The sequence below is a fragment of the Amycolatopsis sp. NPDC049691 genome (assembly GCF_040675005.1).
Classification (GTDB): Bacteria; Actinomycetota; Actinomycetes; order Mycobacteriales; family Pseudonocardiaceae; genus Amycolatopsis.
Map to the genome: position 1 here is coordinate 37,646 of NZ_JBFANX010000020.1, position 20,042 is coordinate 57,687.

General features: G+C 68.5%; 36 protein-coding genes. All 36 read left to right on the plus strand.

The genetic code is table 11. The annotated features are described in order from the left end of the window. Positions 1-50 precede the first annotated feature (50 nt). Complete coding sequence (gene rpsJ, locus AB0J40_RS35465) at positions 51-356, plus strand: 30S ribosomal protein S10 (protein ID WP_003102098.1); 306 nt, start codon at positions 51-53, stop codon at positions 354-356. A gap of 31 nt (positions 357-387) precedes the next feature. Then, positions 388-1,044, plus strand: a complete 657-nt coding sequence (gene rplC / locus AB0J40_RS35470; RefSeq protein WP_364462176.1) for a 50S ribosomal protein L3 — start codon at positions 388-390, stop codon at positions 1,042-1,044. Continuing rightward, a complete protein-coding gene (gene rplD / locus AB0J40_RS35475; RefSeq protein ID WP_364462179.1) occupies positions 1,041-1,727 on the plus strand; it encodes a 50S ribosomal protein L4 in 687 nt (228 codons plus the stop codon). Before rplC ends, rplD begins: the two co-directional genes overlap by 4 nt. Continuing rightward, positions 1,724-2,035 carry a 50S ribosomal protein L23 gene (rplW, locus tag AB0J40_RS35480; RefSeq protein ID WP_003102087.1) on the plus strand — a complete coding sequence of 104 codons (312 nt, stop codon included), beginning with the start codon at positions 1,724-1,726 and terminating at the stop codon, positions 2,033-2,035. Before rplD ends, rplW begins: the two co-directional genes overlap by 4 nt. A gap of 15 nt (positions 2,036-2,050) precedes the next feature. Then, positions 2,051-2,884 carry a 50S ribosomal protein L2 gene (gene rplB, locus AB0J40_RS35485; RefSeq protein WP_257921854.1) on the plus strand — a complete coding sequence of 278 codons (834 nt, stop codon included), beginning with the start codon at positions 2,051-2,053 and terminating at the stop codon, positions 2,882-2,884. Between the two features lie 18 nt (positions 2,885-2,902). Beyond that, positions 2,903-3,184 (plus strand): 30S ribosomal protein S19, encoded by a 282-nt coding sequence (gene rpsS, locus AB0J40_RS35490; protein WP_003102083.1) that lies wholly within the window; start codon positions 2,903-2,905, stop codon positions 3,182-3,184. A gap of 31 nt (positions 3,185-3,215) precedes the next feature. After that, positions 3,216-3,632: a 50S ribosomal protein L22 gene (rplV, locus tag AB0J40_RS35495; protein WP_125306112.1), complete on the plus strand. Its 417-nt coding sequence runs from the start codon at positions 3,216-3,218 to the stop codon at positions 3,630-3,632. After that, positions 3,632-4,453 carry a 30S ribosomal protein S3 gene (rpsC, locus tag AB0J40_RS35500; RefSeq protein WP_323329520.1) on the plus strand — a complete coding sequence of 274 codons (822 nt, stop codon included), beginning with the start codon at positions 3,632-3,634 and terminating at the stop codon, positions 4,451-4,453. The genes rplV and rpsC overlap by 1 nt, the downstream gene beginning before the upstream one ends. Before the next feature lie 3 nt (positions 4,454-4,456). Further along, the gene (gene rplP / locus AB0J40_RS35505) at positions 4,457-4,876 is read left to right on the plus strand and encodes a 50S ribosomal protein L16 (RefSeq protein WP_004558864.1); all 420 of its coding nucleotides are present in this window, start codon (positions 4,457-4,459) and stop codon (positions 4,874-4,876) included. Continuing rightward, complete coding sequence (rpmC, locus tag AB0J40_RS35510) at positions 4,876-5,121, plus strand: 50S ribosomal protein L29 (RefSeq protein WP_125306113.1); 246 nt, start codon at positions 4,876-4,878, stop codon at positions 5,119-5,121. The genes rplP and rpmC overlap by 1 nt, the downstream gene beginning before the upstream one ends. Further along, the gene (rpsQ, locus tag AB0J40_RS35515; RefSeq protein ID WP_285456195.1) at positions 5,118-5,396 is read left to right on the plus strand and encodes a 30S ribosomal protein S17; all 279 of its coding nucleotides are present in this window, start codon (positions 5,118-5,120) and stop codon (positions 5,394-5,396) included. The genes rpmC and rpsQ overlap by 4 nt, the downstream gene beginning before the upstream one ends. 90 nt (positions 5,397-5,486) lie before the next feature. After that, positions 5,487-5,855, plus strand: a complete 369-nt coding sequence (gene rplN, locus AB0J40_RS35520) for a 50S ribosomal protein L14 (protein WP_004558867.1) — start codon at positions 5,487-5,489, stop codon at positions 5,853-5,855. Further along, a complete protein-coding gene (gene rplX, locus AB0J40_RS35525) occupies positions 5,855-6,169 on the plus strand; it encodes a 50S ribosomal protein L24 (protein ID WP_086675498.1) in 315 nt (104 codons plus the stop codon). The genes rplN and rplX overlap by 1 nt, the downstream gene beginning before the upstream one ends. After that, positions 6,169-6,732 carry a 50S ribosomal protein L5 gene (gene rplE, locus AB0J40_RS35530; RefSeq protein WP_364462185.1) on the plus strand — a complete coding sequence of 188 codons (564 nt, stop codon included), beginning with the start codon at positions 6,169-6,171 and terminating at the stop codon, positions 6,730-6,732. Before rplX ends, rplE begins: the two co-directional genes overlap by 1 nt. Before the next feature lie 4 nt (positions 6,733-6,736). Further along, positions 6,737-6,922 (plus strand): type Z 30S ribosomal protein S14, encoded by a 186-nt coding sequence (locus AB0J40_RS35535; RefSeq protein ID WP_004558870.1) that lies wholly within the window; start codon positions 6,737-6,739, stop codon positions 6,920-6,922. Between the two features lie 85 nt (positions 6,923-7,007). Continuing rightward, positions 7,008-7,406 carry a 30S ribosomal protein S8 gene (gene rpsH, locus AB0J40_RS35540; protein WP_004558871.1) on the plus strand — a complete coding sequence of 133 codons (399 nt, stop codon included), beginning with the start codon at positions 7,008-7,010 and terminating at the stop codon, positions 7,404-7,406. Positions 7,407-7,422: 16 nt separating this feature from the next. Continuing rightward, the gene (gene rplF, locus AB0J40_RS35545) at positions 7,423-7,962 is read left to right on the plus strand and encodes a 50S ribosomal protein L6 (protein ID WP_364462188.1); all 540 of its coding nucleotides are present in this window, start codon (positions 7,423-7,425) and stop codon (positions 7,960-7,962) included. A gap of 2 nt (positions 7,963-7,964) precedes the next feature. Then, positions 7,965-8,363, plus strand: a complete 399-nt coding sequence (gene rplR, locus AB0J40_RS35550; protein ID WP_364462190.1) for a 50S ribosomal protein L18 — start codon at positions 7,965-7,967, stop codon at positions 8,361-8,363. 34 nt (positions 8,364-8,397) lie between these two features. Beyond that, positions 8,398-9,042 (plus strand): 30S ribosomal protein S5, encoded by a 645-nt coding sequence (gene rpsE / locus AB0J40_RS35555; protein WP_004558874.1) that lies wholly within the window; start codon positions 8,398-8,400, stop codon positions 9,040-9,042. Position 9,043: 1 nt separating this feature from the next. Next, on the plus strand, positions 9,044-9,229 hold the full coding sequence (gene rpmD, locus AB0J40_RS35560) for a 50S ribosomal protein L30 (protein WP_004558875.1): 186 nt from the start codon (positions 9,044-9,046) through the stop codon (positions 9,227-9,229). Then, complete coding sequence (gene rplO / locus AB0J40_RS35565; RefSeq protein WP_364462193.1) at positions 9,226-9,672, plus strand: 50S ribosomal protein L15; 447 nt, start codon at positions 9,226-9,228, stop codon at positions 9,670-9,672. Before rpmD ends, rplO begins: the two co-directional genes overlap by 4 nt. A gap of 66 nt (positions 9,673-9,738) precedes the next feature. Next, complete coding sequence (locus tag AB0J40_RS35570) at positions 9,739-10,290, plus strand: hypothetical protein (RefSeq protein ID WP_364462195.1); 552 nt, start codon at positions 9,739-9,741, stop codon at positions 10,288-10,290. 93 nt (positions 10,291-10,383) lie between these two features. Then, a complete protein-coding gene (locus tag AB0J40_RS35575) occupies positions 10,384-11,331 on the plus strand; it encodes a hypothetical protein (protein WP_364462198.1) in 948 nt (315 codons plus the stop codon). Between the two features lie 22 nt (positions 11,332-11,353). Beyond that, positions 11,354-11,977: a LysE family translocator gene (locus tag AB0J40_RS35580; RefSeq protein WP_364462201.1), complete on the plus strand. Its 624-nt coding sequence runs from the start codon at positions 11,354-11,356 to the stop codon at positions 11,975-11,977. Positions 11,978-12,232: 255 nt separating this feature from the next. After that, positions 12,233-13,540, plus strand: a complete 1,308-nt coding sequence (gene secY, locus AB0J40_RS35585; RefSeq protein ID WP_364462560.1) for a preprotein translocase subunit SecY — start codon at positions 12,233-12,235, stop codon at positions 13,538-13,540. Continuing rightward, positions 13,537-14,091, plus strand: a complete 555-nt coding sequence (locus AB0J40_RS35590; RefSeq protein ID WP_086681357.1) for an adenylate kinase — start codon at positions 13,537-13,539, stop codon at positions 14,089-14,091. The genes secY and AB0J40_RS35590 overlap by 4 nt, the downstream gene beginning before the upstream one ends. 44 nt (positions 14,092-14,135) lie before the next feature. Further along, on the plus strand, positions 14,136-14,912 hold the full coding sequence (gene map / locus AB0J40_RS35595) for a type I methionyl aminopeptidase (protein WP_364462204.1): 777 nt from the start codon (positions 14,136-14,138) through the stop codon (positions 14,910-14,912). A gap of 263 nt (positions 14,913-15,175) precedes the next feature. Next, positions 15,176-15,397, plus strand: a complete 222-nt coding sequence (gene infA, locus AB0J40_RS35600) for a translation initiation factor IF-1 (protein WP_004558881.1) — start codon at positions 15,176-15,178, stop codon at positions 15,395-15,397. Positions 15,398-15,430: 33 nt separating this feature from the next. After that, entirely contained in the window at positions 15,431-15,544 is a 114-nt protein-coding gene (gene rpmJ / locus AB0J40_RS35605) for a 50S ribosomal protein L36 (RefSeq protein WP_004558882.1), read from the plus strand. Between the two features lie 206 nt (positions 15,545-15,750). Continuing rightward, on the plus strand, positions 15,751-16,131 hold the full coding sequence (gene rpsM / locus AB0J40_RS35610; RefSeq protein WP_004558883.1) for a 30S ribosomal protein S13: 381 nt from the start codon (positions 15,751-15,753) through the stop codon (positions 16,129-16,131). Then, a complete protein-coding gene (locus AB0J40_RS35615; protein WP_004558884.1) occupies positions 16,128-16,313 on the plus strand; it encodes a hypothetical protein in 186 nt (61 codons plus the stop codon). Before rpsM ends, AB0J40_RS35615 begins: the two co-directional genes overlap by 4 nt. Before the next feature lie 18 nt (positions 16,314-16,331). Then, the gene (gene rpsK, locus AB0J40_RS35620) at positions 16,332-16,739 is read left to right on the plus strand and encodes a 30S ribosomal protein S11 (RefSeq protein ID WP_004558885.1); all 408 of its coding nucleotides are present in this window, start codon (positions 16,332-16,334) and stop codon (positions 16,737-16,739) included. A gap of 23 nt (positions 16,740-16,762) precedes the next feature. Continuing rightward, positions 16,763-17,368 carry a 30S ribosomal protein S4 gene (gene rpsD / locus AB0J40_RS35625; RefSeq protein ID WP_125306120.1) on the plus strand — a complete coding sequence of 202 codons (606 nt, stop codon included), beginning with the start codon at positions 16,763-16,765 and terminating at the stop codon, positions 17,366-17,368. Between the two features lie 105 nt (positions 17,369-17,473). Beyond that, complete coding sequence (locus AB0J40_RS35630) at positions 17,474-18,544, plus strand: DNA-directed RNA polymerase subunit alpha (RefSeq protein WP_004558887.1); 1,071 nt, start codon at positions 17,474-17,476, stop codon at positions 18,542-18,544. 41 nt (positions 18,545-18,585) lie between these two features. Then, positions 18,586-19,131, plus strand: a complete 546-nt coding sequence (gene rplQ, locus AB0J40_RS35635; RefSeq protein WP_364462207.1) for a 50S ribosomal protein L17 — start codon at positions 18,586-18,588, stop codon at positions 19,129-19,131. 73 nt (positions 19,132-19,204) lie between these two features. Further along, positions 19,205-20,041, plus strand: coding sequence for a tRNA pseudouridine(38-40) synthase TruA (gene truA / locus AB0J40_RS35640; RefSeq protein WP_364462563.1), 837 nt, complete (start codon positions 19,205-19,207; stop codon positions 20,039-20,041). Position 20,042 lies beyond the last annotated feature (1 nt).

The window sequence follows — 20,042 nt, forward strand, 5'->3', positions numbered from 1 at the left end:
GCGGGGTTTGTGAGATAGCGGCACGAGACGACAAGGAACGAGCAGCCACCATGGCGGGACAGAAGATCCGCATCCGGCTCAAGGCCTACGACCACGAGGCGATCGACACCTCGGCGCGCAAGATCGTGGAGACGGTCACGCGCACCGGCGCCCGGGTCGTCGGGCCGGTGCCGCTGCCCACCGAGAAGAACGTTTACTGCGTCATCCGCTCGCCGCACAAGTACAAGGACTCGCGCGAGCACTTCGAGATGCGCACGCACAAGCGTCTGATCGACATCCTCGACCCGACGCCGAAGACGGTCGACGCGCTCATGCGCATCGACCTGCCGGCGAGCGTCGACGTCAACATCCAGTAAGCGTTGGGCGAGCGGCGGAGATAAGAGACTCATGTCTGACAGGCAGATGAAGGGCATCCTGGGCACCAAGCTCGGCATGACCCAGGTCTTCGACGAGCAGAACCGGGTTGTCCCGGTCACCGTCGTGAAGGCCGGTCCGAACGTGGTCACCCAGGTTCGGACCCAGGAGAAGGACGGCTACAAGGCCGTGCAGCTGGCGTTCGGCGCGGTCGACCCGCGCAAGGTGAACAAGCCGCGCACCGGCCACTACGACAAGGCGGGCGTGACCCCGCGGCGCTTCCTCGCGGAGCTGCGTACCACCGACGCCGAGACCTACGAGGTCGGCCAGGAGATCACCGCCGAGGTGTTCGCCGCCGGCACCGAGGTCGACGTGACCGGTACCAGCAAGGGCAAGGGCTACGCCGGTGTCATGAAGCGCCACGGCTTCAAGGGCCAGGGCGCGAGCCACGGTGCCCAGGCCGTGCACCGCAAGCCGGGTTCGATCGGTGGCTGCGCCACCCCCGGCCGCGTCTTCAAGGGCCTGCGCATGGCGGGCCGGATGGGCAACGACCGGGTCACCACGCAGAACCTGACCGTGCACGCCGTGCGTGCCGAAGACGGCCTGCTGCTGATCAAGGGCGCCGTGCCCGGTCCCAAGGGCGGCCTGCTGTTCGTGCGCAGCGCCGCGAAGGGTGGTAACTCCGAATGACAAGCGTCGAGCTGAAGACCCCGGCCGGTAAAGCCGACGGCACGGTCGATCTCCCCGAGGAGATCTTCGACGTGCAGGCCAATGTCGCGCTGATGCACCAGGTGGTGGTGGCCCAGCTGGCCGCCGCGCGCCAGGGCACGCACGACACGAAGACCCGCGGTGAGGTCTCCGGTGGCGGCAAGAAGCCGTACCGGCAGAAGGGCACCGGCCGTGCCCGCCAGGGTTCGACCCGCGCGCCGCAGTTCGCCGGCGGTGGCGTCGTGCACGGCCCCACGCCGCGCGACTACACCCAGCGCACCCCGAAGAAGATGAAGGCCGCCGCTCTGCGTGGCGCCCTCTCCGACCGGGCCCGCGCCGGCCAGCTGCACGTCGTCACCGAGCTGGTGACCGGTGAGAAGCCGTCGACCAAGGCCGCCAAGACCGCCCTCGCCGCCGTCACGGCCGCGAAGCGCGTGCTCGTGGTGCTGGACCGGGCCGACGAGCTGAGCTGGGTTTCCCTCCGGAACCTGCCCGAGGTGCACCTGCTCTGGGCCGACCAGCTCAACACCTACGACGTCCTGGTCAACGACGACGTCGTGTTCACCAAGGCCGCGTACGACGCGTTCGTCGCCGGCCCCGCCCGCGGCAAGGCCAAGGCCTCGGCGCGGTCGGGCGAGGTCACGGAAGGGAGTGACGAGAAGTGAGTTCGGTCGCCATTCCGGACCCCCGCGACATCCTGCTCGCGCCGGTCATCTCCGAGAAGTCCTACGGGCTGCTCGAGGACCACAAGTACACGTTCATCGTCCGCCCGGACGCCAACAAGACCCAGATCAAGATCGCGGTCGAGAAGGTGTTCGGCGTCAAGGTGGTCAGCGTCAACACGGCCAACCGCCAGGGCAAGCGGAAGCGGACTCGCGCGGGCTTCGGCAAGCGCAAGGACACCAAGCGCGCCATCGTGACTCTTTCGCCCGAGAGCAAGGCGATCGAGATCTTCGGCGGACCCACCGCGTAAAGGACTGAGCTGACAATGGGCATCCGCAAGTACAAGCCGACGACCCCCGGTCGTCGCGGTTCGAGCGTCTCGGACTTCGCCGAGATCACCCGCTCCACCCCGGAGAAGTCGCTGCTTCGTCCGCTGAGCGGTTCGGGCGGTCGCAACTCGTCCGGCAAGATCACCACCCGGCACAAGGGTGGCGGCCACAAGCGCGCCTACCGCGTCATCGACTTCCGTCGCAATGACAAGGACGGCATCCCCGCCAAGGTCGCGCACATCGAGTACGACCCCAACCGGTCCGCTCGCATCGCGCTGCTGCACTACGCCGACGGCGAGAAGCGCTACATCATCGCGCCGGAGAAGCTGAAGCAGGGCGACACGGTCGAGAACGGCCCCCGGGCCGACATCAAGCCGGGCAACAACCTGCCGCTGCGCAACATCCCGGTCGGCACCGTGATCCACGCGATCGAGCTCCGCCCCGGTGGCGGCGCGAAGATGGCGCGGTCCGCGGGCGCGAAGGTGCAGCTCGTCGCCAAGGACGGGCCGTACGCCCAGCTGCGTCTCCCCTCGGGCGAGATCCGCAACGTGGACGTGCGCAACCGCGCCACGGTCGGCGAGGTCGGCAACTCCGAGCACGCCAACATCAACTGGGGCAAGGCGGGCCGCAACCGCTGGCGCGGCAAGCGCCCCACGGTCCGTGGTGTCGTCATGAACCCGGTCGACCACCCGCACGGTGGTGGTGAGGGCAAGACCTCCGGTGGTCGCCACCCGGTCAACCCGAACGGTAAGCCCGAGGGCCGTACGCGCCGGCGCAAGCCGTCCGACGCCCTCATCGTCCGCCGCCGGCGTACCGGCAAGAAGCGCTGAGCAGGGAGGTAGAAGCACATGCCACGCAGCCTTAAGAAGGGCCCGTTCGTGGACGACCACCTGCTCAAGAAGGTGGACGCGCTGAACGAATCGGGCAAGAAGACGGTCATCAAGACCTGGTCGCGCCGCTCGACGATCATCCCGGACTTCCTGGGTCACACGATCGCCGTGCACGACGGCCGCAAGCACGTCCCGGTGTTCGTCACCGAGGCCATGGTGGGTCACAAGCTGGGCGAGTTCGCCCCGACGCGGACCTTCAAGGGCCACATCAAGGACGACCGCAAGTCGCGCCGCCGCTGAGCGGGCACGAGAAAAGACAAGGGAAGTAGCGATGAACGCCCAGAACGACGCGACGGTCGAGGCCTTGCCTACGGCTTACGCGCGGGCTCGCTTCGTCCGGGACTCGCCGACCAAGGTGCGCCGGGTGATCGAGCTCATCAAGGGACGTAGCGCCGCCGACGCCTTGGCCGTGCTCCGGTTCGCCCCGCAGGCGGCCAGCGAGCCGGTCGCGAAGGTGCTCGCCAGCGCCGTGGCCAACGCCGAGAACAACCTTCAGCTGGACCCGGAGACGCTCTGGGTCAAGAACGCGTACGCCGACGAGGGCCCCACCCTCAAGCGCATCCGCCCGCGGGCCCAGGGCCGCGCGTACCGGATCCGCAAGCGGACCAGCCACATCACCGTCGAGGTGGAGTCGCGTCCGGCCGTCGCGCAGAAGGCTCAGAGCAAGAAGAAGGCAGGTGGCCGGTAGTGGGCCAGAAGATCAACCCGCACGGTTTCCGCCTGGGTATCACCACGGACTGGAAGTCGCGCTGGTACGCCGACAAGCAGTACGCCGAGTACGTGGCCGAGGACGTCAAGATCCGCAAGCTCCTCGCCACCGGCATGGAGCGAGCGGGCATCTCCAAGGTCGAGATCGAGCGCACCCGTGACCGCGTCCGCGTCGACATCCACACCGCCCGGCCGGGCATCGTCATCGGCCGCCGCGGCGCGGAGGCCGACCGGATCCGCGGCGCGCTGGAGAAGCTGACCAAGAAGCAGGTCCAGCTGAACATCCTCGAGGTCAAGAACCCCGAGGCCGACGCCCAGCTGGTCGCCCAGGCGGTCGCGGAGCAGCTCTCCAACCGCGTGGCGTTCCGCCGCGCGATGCGGAAGGCGATCCAGACCTCCATGCGCTCGCCGCAGGTCAAGGGCATCCGCGTGCAGTGCGGCGGTCGTCTCGGCGGTGCCGAGATGTCCCGCTCCGAGCACTACCGCGACGGCCGGGTCCCGCTGCACACGCTGCGCGCCGACATCGACTACGGCTTCTTCGAGGCCAAGACGACGTTCGGTCGCATCGGCGTGAAGGTGTGGATCTACAAGGGTGAGCTCGTCGGTGGCCTGAAGGCCCGCGAGGCCCGTGACGCCGCCGAGCGCGCGCCGCGTCGCGAGCGCAGCGACCGGCCGTCCCGCCCGCGTCGGTCCGGCGCGTCGGGCACGACCGCCACCTCGACCGAAGCCGGCCGCGCCGCCGCTGCCGCCACGACCGAGGCGGCCCCGGCCACCGAGACCGCAGAAAAGACGGAGGGCTGAGACGTGCTCATCCCGCGCAGGGTCAAGCACCGGAAGCAGCACTCCCCGAAGCGCCACGGCGCCGCCAAGGGTGGCACGAAGGTCAGCTTCGGCGAGTACGGCATCCAGGCGCTTGAGCACAGCTACGTGACGAACCGGCAGATCGAGTCCGCTCGTATCGCCATGACCCGTCACATCAAGCGTGGTGGCAAGGTGTGGACGACCATCTACCCGGACCGCCCGCTGACCAAGAAGCCGGCCGAGACCCGCATGGGTTCCGGTAAGGGTTCGCCCGAGTGGTGGATCGCCAACGTGAAGCCGGGCCGCGTGATGTTCGAGATCTCGTTCCCGAACGAGGAGACGGCCCGCGAGGCGCTCCGCCGCGCGATCCACAAGCTGCCCATGAAGTGCCGCATCGTGACCCGTGAAGGTGGTGAGTTCTGATGGCGAAGGCAGGTGCCCTGGCATCGGAGCTGCGTGAGCTCACCGCGGAAGAGCTCGTCCTGCGTCTGAAGGAATACAAGGAGGAGCTGTTCAACCTCCGCTTCCAGATGGCGACCGGGCAGCTCGACAACAACCGCCGTCTGCGCACCGTCCGCACGGACATCGCGCGGATCTACACGGTCATGCGCGAGCGCGAACTCGGCCTGTCCGTTGCCCCCGACGCCGAGAGTGAAGGTGCCGCATGAGCGAGCCCACCACCGAGACGCCGGCCCGGAACGACCGCAAGGTCCGCGAGGGCTACGTCGTCTCGGACAAGATGAACAAGACGATCGTGGTCGAGCTCGAGGACCGCAAGAAGCACCCCCGCTACTCGAAGGTCGTCCGCACCACCTCCAAGGTGAAGGTGCACGACGAGAACAACGAGGCGGGCGTGGGCGACCGGGTCACCCTGATGGAGACCCGCCCGCTGTCGGCGACGAAGCGGTGGCGCCTGGTGCAGATCGTGGAGAAGGCCAAGTAAGCAGGGCTCTCAGGAGTCTTTAGTTCCGCAAGGCTCGCCAATGTGGACCTCACAAGCGGGCGAGAACCGGCGCGACATACAGGAGTTGACGTGATCCAGCAGGAGTCGCGGCTTCGGGTAGCCGACAACACGGGTGCGAAGGAAATCCTCTGCATCCGCGTTCTCGGTGGTTCCGGGCGGCGCTACGCCGGCATCGGCGACATCATCGTCGCCACCGTGAAGGACGCCATCCCGGCCGCCGGGGTGAAGAAGGGCGACGTCGTCAAGGCCGTCATCGTCCGCACGGTCAAGGAGCGTCGTCGTCCGGACGGTTCCTACATCCGGTTCGACGAGAACGCCGCCGTGCTCATCAAGAACGACAACGAGCCCCGGGGCACCCGCATCTTCGGCCCGGTGGGCCGCGAGCTGCGCGACCGAAAGTTCATGAAGATCATTTCGCTCGCGCCGGAGGTGCTGTGATGAAGGTGAAGAAGGGCGACACGGTCGTCGTCATCGCCGGCAAGGACAAGGGCGCCAAGGGCAAGGTCATCCAGGCTTACCCGGAGCGCGACCGCGTGCTGGTCGAGGGCGTGAACCGGATCAAGAAGCACACGCGGATCACCCAGACCCAGCGCGGCGCGCAGTCCGGTGGCATCGTCACGCAGGAGGCGCCCATCCACGTCTCGAACGTGATGGTCGTCGACTCGGACGGCAAGCCGTCCCGGGTGGGCTACCGCATCGGCGAGGACGGCAAGAAGGTCCGGATCTCGCGCCGGAACGGTAAGGACATCTGATGACCACCGCAGAGAAGGTCGCGCCGCGCCTCAAGGTGCGCTACCGCGACGAGATCAAGGGCCAGCTGCAGGCGGAGTTCTCCTTCGCCAACGTCCACCAGATCCCGGGCGTGACGAAGGTCGTCGTGAACATGGGCGTCGGCGACGCCGCCCGCGACAGCAAGCTGATCGAGGGCGCGGTCAAGGACCTCGCGCTGATCACGGGCCAGAAGCCCGAGGTCCGCAAGGCCCGCAAGTCCATCGCGCAGTTCAAGCTGCGCGAGGGCCAGCCGATCGGCGCGCGCGTCACGCTGCGCGGCGACCGCATGTGGGAGTTCCTCGACCGGCTGCTGACCATCGCGCTGCCGCGTATCCGCGACTTCCGCGGGCTTTCGCCGAAGCAGTTCGACGGCCACGGCAACTACACCTTCGGTCTCAACGAGCAGTCGATGTTCCACGAGATCGACCCCGACTCCATCGACCGCCCGCGCGGCATGGACGTCACCGTCGTCACGACCGCTACGAACGACGACGAGGGCCGGGCGCTGCTGCGCAAGCTCGGCTTCCCGTTCAAGGAGAACTGAGCCGATGGCCAAGAAAGCACTGGTCCACAAGGCCGCGAAGAAGCCGAAGTTCGCCGTGCGCGCCTACACCCGCTGCCAGCGGTGCGGCCGCCCGCACGCCGTGTTCCGCAAGTTCGGGCTCTGCCGGATCTGCCTTCGCGAGATGGCGCACGCGGGCGAGCTGCCCGGCGTCCGCAAGTCCAGCTGGTAAGAGCTTCTTTTTAACTCCCACTTCGCCACAGGCCCCGCTCCTTCTGGGAGCGGGGAACCAGGGCGAGAAAGGTTGACAGGTCACCATGACGATGACCGACCCCATCGCAGACTTCTTGACGCGTCTGCGCAACGCGAACTCGGCGTACCACGACGAGGTCAAGCTCCCGCACTCGAAGCTCAAGGCGAACATCGCCGAGATCCTCAAGCGCGAGGGCTACATCGCGGGTTACCACGACGAGCCGGGCGAGAAGCACAAGAACCTGGTCGTCGAGCTCAAGTACGGCCCCAACCGTGAGCGGAGCATCGCCGGCCTGCGGCGCGTCTCCAAGCCCGGTCTGCGGGTCTACGCAAAATCGACCGAACTGCCGTCCGTTCTCGGCGGGCTGGGCATCGCGATCATCTCGACGTCCGGTGGCCTGCAGACGGACCGGCAGGCCAAGCGCAACAGCGTGGGCGGCGAAGTCCTCGCCTACGTCTGGTAAGGAAGGGGGCACAGACATGTCACGCATCGGAAAGCTGCCGGTCGCCGTCCCCTCCGGGGTCGAGGTGACCATCAACGGTCAGCACATCAGCGTCAAGGGCCCCAAGGGGACCCTGGAGCACACCGTCGCCGAGCCGATCACGGTCGAGCGCGACGACGACGGCACCCTGCTGGTCAAGCGCCCGGACGACGAGCGCACCAGCAAGGCTCTGCACGGCCTCACCCGCACCCTGGTGAACAACCTGGTCGTGGGTGTGACCTCGGGCTACGAGAAGAAGCTCGAGATCCACGGTGTCGGTTACCGCGTGCAGGCCAAGGGCTCGGACCTCGAGTTCGCCCTCGGCTACTCGCACCCGGTGAAGATCGAGGCTCCGGAAGGCATCACCTTCAAGGTGGAGAGCCCGACCCGGTTCTCGGTCTCCGGCATCGACAAGCAGAAGGTCGGCCAGATCTCGGCGGTCATCCGCCGGCTGCGGCGCCCGGACCCGTACAAGGGCAAGGGCCTGCGGTACGAGGGCGAGAAGATCCGCCGCAAGGTCGGAAAGACGGGTAAGTGATCATGAGCGACACGACTACGAAGCGCAAGCCGGTGGGCAAGGACATCTCGACCCGCCGCCGCGTCGCGAAGGCCCGTCGGCACTTCCGCCTCCGCAAGAAGGTCTCGGGCACGGACCAGCGTCCGCGCCTGGTCGTCAAGCGGTCCTCGCGGCACATCGCCGTGCAGGTGATCGACGACCTGGCCGGCCACACGCTGGTCTCGGCGTCCACCCTCGAGGCGGACGTCCGGGCGCTCGAAGGCGACAAGAAGACCAAGGCCGCCAAGGTCGGGGAGCTCGTCGCCGCGCGTGCCAAGAACGCCGGGATCTCGGCTGTGGTGTTCGACCGTGGCGGCAACGCCTACCACGGCCGCATCGCCGCGCTCGCCGACGCCGCCCGCGAGGCGGGGTTGGAGTTCTGACGATGCAGAAGCTTGTTAACGGAAGGAAAGCCTGATGCCGGGACGTACACGGCAATTCGGCGGCGGCCAGGGTGGACCCGGCGGGCAGGGCGGCAACGACCGCGGTGACCGTCGCGACCGCCGTGACCGGCGCGACAGCGGTCGTGGCGGGGCGGCCCAGGACAAGACCCCGCACCTCGAGAAGGTCGTGACGATCAACCGCGTCGCCAAGGTCGTCAAGGGTGGTCGTCGCTTCAGCTTCACCGCCCTGGTGGTCGTCGGCGACGGCGACGGTCAGGTCGGCGTCGGCTACGGCAAGGCCAAGGAAGTTCCCGCGGCCATCGCCAAGGGCGTCGAGGAAGCGAAGAAGAACTTCTTCCGCGTTCCCCGCGTCGGCGGCACCATCCCGCACCCGATCCAGGGTGAGGAGGCCGCCGGTGTCGTGCTGCTCCGTCCGGCGTCCGCCGGTACCGGCGTCATCGCCGGTGGCCCGGTGCGCGCGGTGCTGGAGTGCGCGGGTGTCCACGACGTGCTGTCGAAGTCGCTCGGCTCCGACAACGCGATCAACATCGTGCACGCGACCGTGGCGGCCCTGAAGGGCCTGCAGCGTCCCGAAGAGGTCGCGGCCCGCCGCGGTCTCCCGCTCGAGGACGTCGCGCCGGCCCGGATGCTGCGCCAGCGCGCGGGCCAGGGGGTCTGACATGGCTCAGCTCAAGGTCACCCAGGTCAAGAGCAAGATCGGCACGAAGCACGCTCACCGCGAGTCGCTGCGCACCCTCGGGCTGCGCAAGATCCGCCAGAGCGTCGTGCGTGAAGACACCCCCCAGGTGCGCGGCCTGATCCACACCGTCCGCCACCTGGTGGAGGTCGAGGAGGTCCAGGCATGACGGCCATCAAGATCCACCACCTGCGTCCGGCCCCGGGCGCGAAGACCGACAAGATCCGCGTCGGCCGTGGTGAGGGCTCGAAGGGCAAGACGGCCGGTCGCGGTACGAAGGGCACCAAGGCCCGGAAGAACGTGCCCGCCGGGTTCGAGGGTGGGCAGATGCCCATCCACATGCGGCTCCCGAAGCTGCGTGGCTTCAAGAACCGCTTCCGCACCGAGTACCAGCCGGTGAACGTGGGCGACATCGCCCGCGTCTTCCCGGACGGCGGCACCATCGGTGCCGACGAGCTGGTCAAGGGCGGTCTGGTTCGCAAGGGCAAGCTGGTGAAGGTCCTCGGCAACGGCGACGTGAACGGCGTCAAGCTGAACGTCACCGCCGACGCGTTCTCCGGCTCCGCCAAGGAGAAGCTCGAAGCGGCCGGTGGCTCCGCCACCACCAACTGAGGTTGCTCGTTCGAAGGCCCGTCTGGTTCGCCAGGCGGGCCTTCGGCGTTTTCCGAGGGGGAGTTCATGCGTTCGTGGTTCGCACCGGTGCTCGTCGTGGTCGCGACGGCGTTGACCGTGGTGGGGACGTTCCTGCCGTTCTTCCGCACGGAACAGGCGGTGGGGCTGGAGCCGTCGGGGATCGCGCGGACGACGCTGCGGGCCTGGCGGATCGACTTCACGTTCCCGGGCCAGGGGGAGCTCAGCTCACCGTCGGCACCACTGGGCGTCCCGCTGCTGCTGGCGGCCGCGATCCTGCTGGCGGCGTCGGTGTTCGGCGTGGTGACGCGCCGGCCCGCGCGGCGGACGACGCTGGTGGGCGCGGCGTTCCTGGCGGGAGCGGTGTGCACGGTCGCGGTGCAGGGCATGCGCAGCCTGGTCGACGACCGCGGCCCGCAGGTTTCGACCACGCCCCTGGCCGGCACATGGGTCCTGCTGGCGGCGGTGGCCACGGCCGCGGCGGCGGCGGTGATCCAGTCGGCCACCCGCCGGTGGGCCGACCCGGAGGCGGCGTACGCGGACACGCCGACTCCGCCGTCGGGAGTGGTGATCACGGTGCTCCCGCCCGAGGAGGACTGACCGGACAGGTTCCTTGCCGCGGTGCGGGTCCGGACGGAGGATCGAGGGGTGGACAGACCGTCGCAGGAGCCGCCTGAGCCCCCGGAGTCACCGTTGAGCTTCCCGGTGGAGGCGCCGAAGGTCGCGGGCGTGGAGCCGGGCGCGGGCTCGCCGCCGAACGGGGATCCGCTGGCGTTCCCGGTGGAAGCCACGCCGCTTTCCGCTGGTTCGCCGCCCCCGGTGGCGGCGCAGCCGCCGGGGGACCGTGCCGGTGGAGCGCTCGCCAACCCGCTCGACTTCCCGGTCACGCAAGCGCCCCCGCCGACCGCGGAGCCCTTCCCAGCCCCGCAGGCACCCCCACCGGCCACACCGCTGCCGTTTCCGGTCGCCCAGTTGCCCGGCACCGTCCCCGCCCCTCCGCCGGCCGCGCCAACAGCGCCAACCCCACCGGCGCAGCCGATCCCGGCCACCGAAGCACCCGCCGGAACCCCCAGGCTCCTGCGCTTCCTCCCACCGGCCCTCACCGCGGCAGCGGCCCTCCTGGCCACCGGCGGCCTCTTCCTGCCCCTCTTCCGCCTCCAGCAGCACGTCAGCGTCCGGCAGCGGTACTTCGATGCCCAGCTCACCGTCACCGAAACCGCCTGGGGCAGCCGGATCGAAATCCCCGGGCAGGAAGCCACCGACCAGGCCTCCTCGCCCGTCGGCATTCCCGTCGTCCTGGCCGTCCTCCTGCTCGCCATCGCCGCGTTCACCGCCTTCGCGCGGCCTCGCCGCGGGCGGTGGCTCGTCGGGGCCGGGGCCTTCTTCACCGGCGGGGTCGTCCTCACCGTCGGGATGAGCGGGCTCGGCTGGTCCGCCATGGCCGACGGCATGGACCTCGAGGTCACCACCGCCGCCGGCATGTGGCTGCTCATCGCCGCCACCGCCGTGGCCGCCGCCGCGGCGGTCGTCGCCGCACTGCCGGGCCGGAACTGGGCCGATCCCGCCCTCGCCTACGCCGACACCCCGACCCCGCCCAGCGGGGTCGCCATCACCGTGCTCCCGCCCGAAGAACCCGGTTGACCCCGGCGGCTACCGTGGAAACGTGTCGTGGCTGCTGGTCTTCTTCGGGGCTTCCGTCCTCATCGCGCTTACGCCCGGGGCGAACAACCTGCTCGGCCTCCACCACGGGATGACGCACGGTGTCCGCCGCGGCCTCGCCGGGCTGGCCGGCCGGCTGGCCGCGTTCACCCTGTTGATCACCGCCGTCGCGGCCGGGCTGGGACAGCTGCTGGCCGCCTCCGAGACCGCCTTGACGATCATCAAGTGGGCCGGCGCCGCCTATCTGCTCTACCTCGGCCTGCGCCTGCTGTGGTCGACTTTCCGGGGCAAAACGGACGTCCCCGAATCGGACACGCGACCCGCCTCGGCCTGGCGGGTGACGTGCAAGGAGTTCGGCGTAGCGATCACCAACCCCAAGGCCATCCTGATCTTCACCGCGTTCGTCCCGCAGTTCATCGACGCAGGTCACGGGCCATTTCCGGCACAAATCGCACTGCTCGGCGCGGTCTACCTGCTCGCCGAGTTCCTGGCCGGCTCGGTCTACGTCGGGGCCGGCGCCTGCCTGAAGACGATCAAGCTGACCCGGCGGACCCGCCGCAACGTGGACCGGGGGACCGGCGTGGTCCTCGTCGGCCTGGCCGGCGTGCTCGCGACGTCGAACGCGTGAGCCGTAATCTGTCAAGGAATACGGCCAAGACGGCGATGTGGATCAACCCGCCGGAGCAACCTTGGTACGGAAAACGCACACGGACTGCGGACACGCCCTGTGAAGCTGTTAGAGTCGGCGACACGCTTCGGGACGAGTGTGCCCCGAAGCGTTCCTGGCTTGCCTGCCAGTAGTGCTGTGTGTTCCCGCCGGCCCCGTGCCGGCCAAGCCGATCGTCGGTTGAGGACGGCCGACGACGCCGAGGAGGTCCCCCGCGTGTTCAGCGCCTTCCGCTCGGCTCTCGCGACGCCGGATCTACGCAAGAAGATCCTGTTCACGCTAGCCATCGTCGCGGTCTACCGAATCGGTGCGACCATTCCGGCACCCGGGATCTCCTACGGGGCGGTACAGGCCTGTAGCTCCCAGGCGCAGCAGGAGGGCGTCTACCAGCTGCTGAACCTGTTCAGCGGCGGTGCGCTGCTGCAGCTGTCGCTCTTCTCGACCGGCATCATGCCGTACATCACGGCGAGCATCATCATCCAGCTGCTGACCGTGGTCATCCCGCGGTTCGAGGAGCTGAAGAAGGAAGGTCAGTCCGGCCAGGGCAAGCTGACCCAGTACACCCGGTACCTGACGGTCGCGCTGGCGATCCTGCAGGCCACCGGCGTGGTCGCGCTCGCGGACCGCAAGCAGCTCTTCCCCGACTGCGACCAGCCGATCATCCCGGACAACAGCGTCTACTCGCTGGCGATCATCGTCATCACCATGACCGCGGGCACCGCCGTCATGATGTGGCTGGGCGAGCTGATCACCGAGCGCGGCGTCGGCAACGGCATGTCCGTCCTGATCTTCCTGAACATCGCCGCGCGCATCCCGGTCGAGGGCGGGAACATCCTGTCCAACGGCGGTGGCATCGCGCTGACGATGATCTGCATCTTCGGCCTCGTGATCATCGCGAGCGTCATCTTCGTCGAGCAGGGCCAGCGCCGGATCCCGGTGCAGTACGCCAAGCGCATGATCGGCCGCCGGATGTACGGCGGCACGTCGACCTACCTGCCGATCAAGGTGAACCAGGCCGGCGTCATCCCGGTCATCTTCGCGTCGTCCCTGCTGTACCTGCCGGACCTGATCAGCCGTCTCGTCGGCGACCAGAACAGCAACTCCGGCTGGCAGGTCTTCATCAAGAACTACATCGTGAACCAGTCCAGCTGGGTGCACATCGCGCTGTACTTCGGCCTGATCATCTTCTTCACGTACTTCTACATCACGATCACGTTCAACGTGGACGAGCGTGCGGAAGAGATGAAGAAGTTCGGCGGGTTCATCCCGGGCATCCGCCCGGGCCGCCCGACGGCCGAGTACCTGAGCTTCGTCCTGGGCCGGATCACCCTGCCCGGCTCGCTGTACCTGGGCATCATCGCGATCCTTCCGAACTTCTTCCTGTCGGTGACCGGTAGCGGGAACAACCAGAACTTCCCGTTCGGTGGCACGGCTGTGCTGATCATGGTCGGTGTCGGGCTCGACACCGTGAAGCAGATCGAAAGCCAGCTGATGCAGCGCAACTACGAAGGGTTCTTGAAGTGACGCGGCTGGTTCTCGTGGGTCCGCCCGGCGCGGGCAAAGGTACGCAGGCGGTGGCTCTGTCGGAGCAGCTGCGCATCCCGCACATCTCCACGGGCGAGCTGTTCCGCGCGCACGTCGGCCAGGAGACCCCGCTGGGCCAGGAGGCCAAGCGCTACCTCGACTCCGGCGAGCTCGTGCCCGACTCGGTGACCAACGAAATGGTCCGTGAGCGGCTGGCGGAGCCGGACGCGAAGGCCGGCTTCCTGCTCGACGGCTTCCCCCGCAACACCAAGCAGGCCGAGGTGCTCGGGGAGATCCTGGGCGACGCCGACGTCTCGCTCGACGCCGTGATCCAGCTGCAGGTGCCCGAGGACGTCGTCGTCGGGCGGCTGATGTCCCGAGGCCGCGCGGACGACACCGAAGAGGTCATCCGCCGCCGCCAGCAGATCTACGTGTCGGACACCGCGCCGCTGCTGGAGTACTACGCCGACATCCTGGTGACCGTCGACGGCGTCGGCAGCGTCGAGGAGATCTCCGGCCGGGTGCTGAAAGCGCTGCGCGACCGCACGTGAACCTCGGAGGATTGCGTGTTCTGCAAGTGCTCCGCCGTGGGCGCATGATCGAGGTCAAGACCCCGGACGAGCTGCAGGCGATGCGGGCCGCGGGGCTCGTCGTCGCCCGCACGCTCGCGGCGGTCCGCGCCATCGCGAAACCGGGCGTCAGCACGGCCGAGCTCGACGAGCTGGCCGAGCAGACGATCCGGGACGCCGGCGCGGTGCCGTCGTTCAAGGGCTACCACGGTTTCCCCGCGTCGATCTGCGCGTCGGTGAACGAGCAGATCGTCCACGGCATCCCGGCCAAGACGCAGGTGCTGGCCGACGGCGACATCATCTCCGTCGACTGCGGCGCGATCCTCGACGGCTGGCACGGCGACTCCGCCGTCACGCTGGCCATCGGCGCGGTCTCCGACGCCGACCTGGCGCTGTCCGCGGCGACCGAGGCGGCGATGTGGGCCGGCATCGAGGCGGTCAGCGCCGGCGGCCGGTTGACCGACATCTCCCACGCCGTCCAGTCGGCCGCCGAACGCGCGGGCCGGGACGACGGCATCGAGTACGGGATGATCGTCGAGTACGGCGGCCACGGCATCGGCCGCCAGATGCACATGGACCCGTTCCTGCCGAACGTCGGCAAGCCGGGCAAGGGCCCGCGGCTGAAGCCCGGCATGGCGCTGGCGATCGAGCCGATGCTCACCGGCGGCGGCGGCGAGACCCGCGAGCTGGACGACGGCTGGACGGTCGTCACGGCCGACGGCTCCCGCGCGGCGCACTGGGAGCACACGGTCGCGATCACCGAAGACGGCCCCTGGGTGCTCACGGCCCCGGAAGACTCCTGACCTGCGATTTCACCCGTTCGAGGTGATCGCCATCACGTCCACCTGCACGGCCCTTTAGCATGGTCACCCCCGGTTTGGGGGTCGCGACACGACATGCGTACACTGTCAAGTCGGCGCACTTATCGCGCCCGGATCCTGCGCGCTCGTGAATTCACGGTCTTGGGAGCCGGGCACCAGTGTGCCACGCAACACCCGACCCAGCACTAGTGCTCGAGTTGATCAGGTGTGGCGACAGACGATACCGACAGGGAAATGCGGAGGACATGGCGAAGAAAGACGGGGCCATCGAGGTCGAAGGCCGCGTAGTCGAGCCGCTCCCCAACGCGATGTTCCGCGTCGAGTTGGAGAACGGTCACAAGGTCCTGGCACACATCAGCGGCAAGATGCGGCAGCACTACATCCGCATCCTGCCCGAGGACAGGGTTGTCGTGGAGCTCTCGCCCTACGACCTCTCTCGTGGTCGCATCGTCTACCGCTACAAGTGATCACGAAGAGCAGCTACTAGGAGAGCAGAAGACGTGAAGGTCCAGCCGAGCGTCAAGAAGATCTGCGACAAGTGCAAGGTGATCCGCCGGCACGGCCGGATCATGGTGATCTGCGAGAACCTGCGGCACAAGCAGCGGCAGGGCTGATCGCCAAGCACTCGACCAGAGTGGATTGACGGCTACACAACCTCCCCGCACCTGCCGGGCCACGCGAGTGGTCCGGTTCACCCCCGGACTTCAGGCCGGGGCCGGGACACCCGAAGCGCAAGCCGAGGGCACGACAGGCGAGTCGGTCCCGGAACCGGACGGGGAGCAGACCTGAAGAGGAAACCTACGAAGGAGCATCAGCGCCAATGGCACGACTCGCTGGCGTAGACCTCCCCCGCGAAAAGCGGTTGGAGATCGCGCTTACGTACATCTACGGCATCGGCCGTACCCGCTCGAAGCAGCTCATCAAGGCTGCCGAGCTCAACGCGGACACCCGCGTCAAAGACCTCAGCGATGACGACCTCGCCAAGCTGCGTACGTACATCGAAGAGAACTTCAAGGTCGAGGGTGACCTTCGCCGCGAGGTGAACGCCGACATCCGTCGGAAGATCGAGATCGGGTGCTACGAGGGCCTTCGCTGGCGCCGCGGACTTCCCGTCCGCGGTCAGCGCACGAAGACCAACGCCCGTACCCGCAAGGGTCCGAAGAAGACGGTCGCCGGCAAGAAGAAGGCTGGCAAGAAGTGAGCGTCCAGGGCAAGAAGGTCGTGCAGATGGGTGGCGTTCACCGCCGCGGCTCGGCTTGTGTCTCGCCCAAGGCGCTCTACGCCCGCCCGATGGCGCTCCGCAACCTGTACACCGACGCCGGTTCGATCATCCGGCGCGGCCAGGCCGAAGCGGTCGCCGCTCACCAAGAGAACGCGCGCTAACAGGAGAACCCTCAGAACATGCCACCGAAGTCTCGTACTGCGGCCGGGGCCAAGAAGGTCCGCCGCAAGGAAAAGAAGAATGTCGCGCACGGTCACGCGCACATCAAGAGCACCTTCAACAACACCATCGTCTCGATCACGGACCCGACCGGTGCCGTGATCGCGTGGGCGTCGAGTGGTCACGTGGGCTTCAAGGGCTCCCGTAAGTCCACCCCGTTCGCCGCGCAGATGGCCGCCGAGAACGCTGCCCGCAAGGCCGCCGAGCACGGCATGAAGAAGGTCGACGTCTTCGTGAAGGGCCCGGGTTCGGGCCGCGAGACGGCGATCCGCTCGCTGCAGGCGGCCGGCCTCGAGGTCGGCACCATCCAGGACGTGACCCCGCAGCCTCACAACGGCTGCCGCCCGCCCAAGCGGCGCCGGGTCTGAGGAACGGGGAGGAGTAAGAAGAAATGGCTCGTTACACCGGCCCCGCGACGCGTATTTCGCGTCGCCTCAAGGTTGACCTCATCGGCGGCGACCAGGCTTTCGAGCGTCGCCCCTACCCGCCGGGCCAGCACGGCCGCGGGCGCATCAAGGAGTCCGAGTACCTCCTGCAGTCGCAGGAGAAGCAGAAGGCTCGCTACACCTACGGCGTTCTCGAGCGTCAGTTCGTCCGGTACTACAAGGAAGCCGTCCGGCGTCCGGGCAAGACCGGTGAGAACCTGCTGCAGATCCTCGAGTCCCGCCTGGACAACGTGATCTACCGCGCCGGCATCGCCCGCACCCGCCGCCAGGCGCGTCAGCTGGTGAGCCACGGCCACTTCCTGGTCAACGGCCAGAAGGTGAACGTCCCGTCGTTCCAGGTCACCAAGTGGGACATCATCGACGTGCGGCCGAAGTCCATGGGCATGCTGCCGTTCGTGGCGGCGAAGGAGTCCTTCGGCGAGCGCCCGATCCCGGCGTGGCTGCAGGTCGTCCAGTCCAACCTCCGCGTGCTGGTCCACCAGCTCCCGGAGCGTGCGCAGATCGACGTTCCGGTTCAGGAACAGCTGATCGTCGAGCTTTACTCGAAGTAGTCCGGCCCCGGCTGGACCACGGGCGGCGGCGCGACAGGTGCGCCGCCGCCTACGCCATCCCTTCGACGTCATATGGCGGGCGTCGTCTGGAAAGGAAAACAAGGAATGCTGATTTCCCAGCGGCCGGCTCTCGGCGAAGAGACGGTCAACGAGACCCGCTCCCGGTTCACCATCGAACCGCTGGAGCCCGGCTTCGGCTACACGCTCGGCAACTCGCTGCGGCGCACGCTGCTGTCGTCCATCCCGGGCGCGGCCGTGACGAGCATCCGCATCGACGGCGTGCTGCACGAGTTCACCACCGTTCCCGGGGTGAAGGAAGACGTCACCGACATCATCCTGAACCTCAAGGAGCTCGTGGTGTCCTCGGAAGAGGACGAGCCGGTCACCATGTACCTGCGCAAGCAGGGCCCGGGTGAGGTCACGGCGGCCGACATCGTGCCGCCGGCGGGTGTCACCGTGCACAACCCGGATCTGCACATCGCGTCGCTGAACGGCAAGGGCAAGCTCGAGATCGAGCTCGTCGTCGAGCGCGGCCGCGGTTACGTTCCGGCCCTGCAGAACAAGCAGGCGGGCGCGGAGATCGGCCGGATCCCGGTCGACTCGATCTACTCGCCGGTGCTGAAGGTGACCTACAAGGTCGAGGCCACCCGTGTCGAGCAGCGCACCGACTTCGACAAGCTGATCCTGGACGTCGAGACCAAGCCGTCGATCACGCCGCGTGACGCGGTCGCGTCGGCCGGCAAGACGCTGGTGGAGCTGTTCGGTCTCGCCCGCGAGCTGAACGTCGACGCCGAGGGCATCGAGATCGGCCCGTCGCCGCAGGAGGCGGACACCATCGCCGCCTACGCGATGCCGATCGAGGACCTGGACCTCACCGTCCGGTCGTACAACTGCCTCAAGCGCGAGGGCATCCACACGGTGGGCGAGCTGGTCTCGCGCAGCGAGGCGGACCTGCTCGACATCCGCAACTTCGGCGCCAAGTCGATCGACGAGGTCAAGCTCAAGCTCGTCGGCCTCGGCCTCGCGCTGAAGGACAGCCCGCCCGGGTTCGACCCGACCGCGGCGGCCGCCAGCTACGACGGTGAAGGCTGGTCGGAGGGTGTCGGTGGCATCGCCGACGGGATTTCGGACGGCCACGACGATGGCCAGGACTACGCAGAGACCGAGCAGCTCTGAGGCCGTGTGCCTGGACGCTGTGAGCTGAACTAGGAGAACCAATGCCCACCCCTACCAAGGGAGCCCGGCTCGGCGGGTCGTCCGCGCACGAGCGGCTGATCCTGGCCAACTTGGCCACGCAGCTGTTCGAGCACGGCAAGATCACCACCACCGAGGCGAAGGCGAAGCGGGTCCGTCCGCTGGCCGAGAAGCTGATCACCAAGGCGAAGCGGGGCGACCTGCACAACCGCCGTCAGGTGCAGCGCGTCGTCCGTGACAAGGACGTCGTCCACAAGCTGTTCGCGGAGATCGGCCCGCACTTCGCCGAGCGCGACGGTGGCTACACCCGGATCACCAAGACGCTGCCGCGCAAGGGCGACAACGCCAAGATGGCGGTCATCGAGCTGGTGGCCGAGAAGACGGTGACTTCGGAAGCCGAGCGCGCTCGCAAGACGAAGTTCGCGAAGGACGAGAAGCCCGCCGCCGCCCCGGCCGCCGAGGAGACCACCTCCACCGAGGAGGCTCCGGCTGCCGAGGAGGCCAAGGCCGAGGAGACCACCGAGGCTCCCGCCTCGGAGGAGACCGACGCCGACGCCAAGAAGGACTGACGTCCTGACGGCACAGTCGACACCGGACGAGCCCGCCACTCCCGCTGGGGAGGGCGGGCTCGTTCGTCTGCGCCTGGACGTCTCCTACGACGGCACGGACTTCTCGGGCTGGGCCCGCCAGCCGGGCCGCCGGACGGTCCAGGGGCTCCTGGAGGAGGCGCTGCAGCGCCAGCCACCGGGGGCTTCGGTGCCGAAGTCCGTGGTCGTGGCGGGCCGCACGGACGCCGGGGTGCACGCGACGGGCCAGGTGGTGCACGTCGACGTCGTCCCGCTGGCTCCGGGTGCTCCGGGCCGGATTCCGGTTTCTCCGGAAGGGATCCCCGACCTGACCCGGATGGCGGGCCGCTGGAACCGCCTCCTGCCGGGCGATGTGCGCGTGCTGGGCGCCCGGGTGGCCCCCGCGGGGTTCGACGCCCGGTTCTCGGCGATCCGCCGGCACTACCGCTACCGGGTCTCGGACGCACCGTGGGGCGTGGACCCGTTGCGCCGCCACGACACGCTGGCGTGGAACCGTCCACTGTCGACGGACGCGATGAACGCGGCGGCCGCGGAACTGCTGGGCCTGCACGACTTCGCGGCGTACTGCAAGCAGCGCGACGGCGGCACGACGATCCGCGAGCTGCAGCGCCTGGAGTGGGCGCGGGTGGAGGAGCACCTGCTGGAGGTCCGCGTGTCGGCGGACGCGTTCTGCCACTCGATGGTCCGCAGCCTGGTGGGAGTCCTGCTCCTGGTCGGCGACGGCCGCCGCAGCGACGGCTGGCCGGCGAAGGTCCTGGAGAGCGGAATCCGCGACAGCGCGGTGGCCCCGGCCCACGGCTTGACGCTGCTGGGCGTGGACTACCCGCCGGACGAAGAACTCGCGGCCCGCGCGGAGCAGACGAGGAACGTCCGCACCTCCGCCGACCTCTGAG

Coding starts and splice junctions, on each gene's coding strand:
- rplX (WP_086675498.1), top strand. CDS start 5,855: ATGAAGGTGAAGAAGGGCGACACGGTCGTCGTCATCGCCGGCAAGGAC.
- AB0J40_RS35535 (WP_004558870.1), top strand. CDS start 6,737: ATGGCCAAGAAAGCACTGGTCCACAAGGCCGCGAAGAAGCCGAAGTTC.
- rpsM (WP_004558883.1), top strand. CDS start 15,751: ATGGCACGACTCGCTGGCGTAGACCTCCCCCGCGAAAAGCGGTTGGAG.
- AB0J40_RS35570 (WP_364462195.1), top strand. CDS start 9,739: ATGCGTTCGTGGTTCGCACCGGTGCTCGTCGTGGTCGCGACGGCGTTG.
- rpsD (WP_125306120.1), top strand. CDS start 16,763: ATGGCTCGTTACACCGGCCCCGCGACGCGTATTTCGCGTCGCCTCAAG.
- rplR (WP_364462190.1), top strand. CDS start 7,965: ATGAGCGACACGACTACGAAGCGCAAGCCGGTGGGCAAGGACATCTCG.
- rplB (WP_257921854.1), top strand. CDS start 2,051: ATGGGCATCCGCAAGTACAAGCCGACGACCCCCGGTCGTCGCGGTTCG.
- rpmC (WP_125306113.1), top strand. CDS start 4,876: ATGGCGAAGGCAGGTGCCCTGGCATCGGAGCTGCGTGAGCTCACCGCG.
- rpmD (WP_004558875.1), top strand. CDS start 9,044: ATGGCTCAGCTCAAGGTCACCCAGGTCAAGAGCAAGATCGGCACGAAG.
- rplC (WP_364462176.1), top strand. CDS start 388: ATGTCTGACAGGCAGATGAAGGGCATCCTGGGCACCAAGCTCGGCATG.
- infA (WP_004558881.1), top strand. CDS start 15,176: ATGGCGAAGAAAGACGGGGCCATCGAGGTCGAAGGCCGCGTAGTCGAG.
- rpsJ (WP_003102098.1), top strand. CDS start 51: ATGGCGGGACAGAAGATCCGCATCCGGCTCAAGGCCTACGACCACGAG.
- rplE (WP_364462185.1), top strand. CDS start 6,169: ATGACCACCGCAGAGAAGGTCGCGCCGCGCCTCAAGGTGCGCTACCGC.
- AB0J40_RS35630 (WP_004558887.1), top strand. CDS start 17,474: ATGCTGATTTCCCAGCGGCCGGCTCTCGGCGAAGAGACGGTCAACGAG.
- rplD (WP_364462179.1), top strand. CDS start 1,041: ATGACAAGCGTCGAGCTGAAGACCCCGGCCGGTAAAGCCGACGGCACG.
- rplF (WP_364462188.1), top strand. CDS start 7,423: ATGTCACGCATCGGAAAGCTGCCGGTCGCCGTCCCCTCCGGGGTCGAG.
- rpsE (WP_004558874.1), top strand. CDS start 8,398: ATGCCGGGACGTACACGGCAATTCGGCGGCGGCCAGGGTGGACCCGGC.
- rplV (WP_125306112.1), top strand. CDS start 3,216: ATGAACGCCCAGAACGACGCGACGGTCGAGGCCTTGCCTACGGCTTAC.
- rpsQ (WP_285456195.1), top strand. CDS start 5,118: ATGAGCGAGCCCACCACCGAGACGCCGGCCCGGAACGACCGCAAGGTC.
- rpsH (WP_004558871.1), top strand. CDS start 7,008: ATGACGATGACCGACCCCATCGCAGACTTCTTGACGCGTCTGCGCAAC.
- rpsS (WP_003102083.1), top strand. CDS start 2,903: ATGCCACGCAGCCTTAAGAAGGGCCCGTTCGTGGACGACCACCTGCTC.
- rplO (WP_364462193.1), top strand. CDS start 9,226: ATGACGGCCATCAAGATCCACCACCTGCGTCCGGCCCCGGGCGCGAAG.
- rpsK (WP_004558885.1), top strand. CDS start 16,332: ATGCCACCGAAGTCTCGTACTGCGGCCGGGGCCAAGAAGGTCCGCCGC.
- map (WP_364462204.1), top strand. CDS start 14,136: ATGATCGAGGTCAAGACCCCGGACGAGCTGCAGGCGATGCGGGCCGCG.
- rplQ (WP_364462207.1), top strand. CDS start 18,586: ATGCCCACCCCTACCAAGGGAGCCCGGCTCGGCGGGTCGTCCGCGCAC.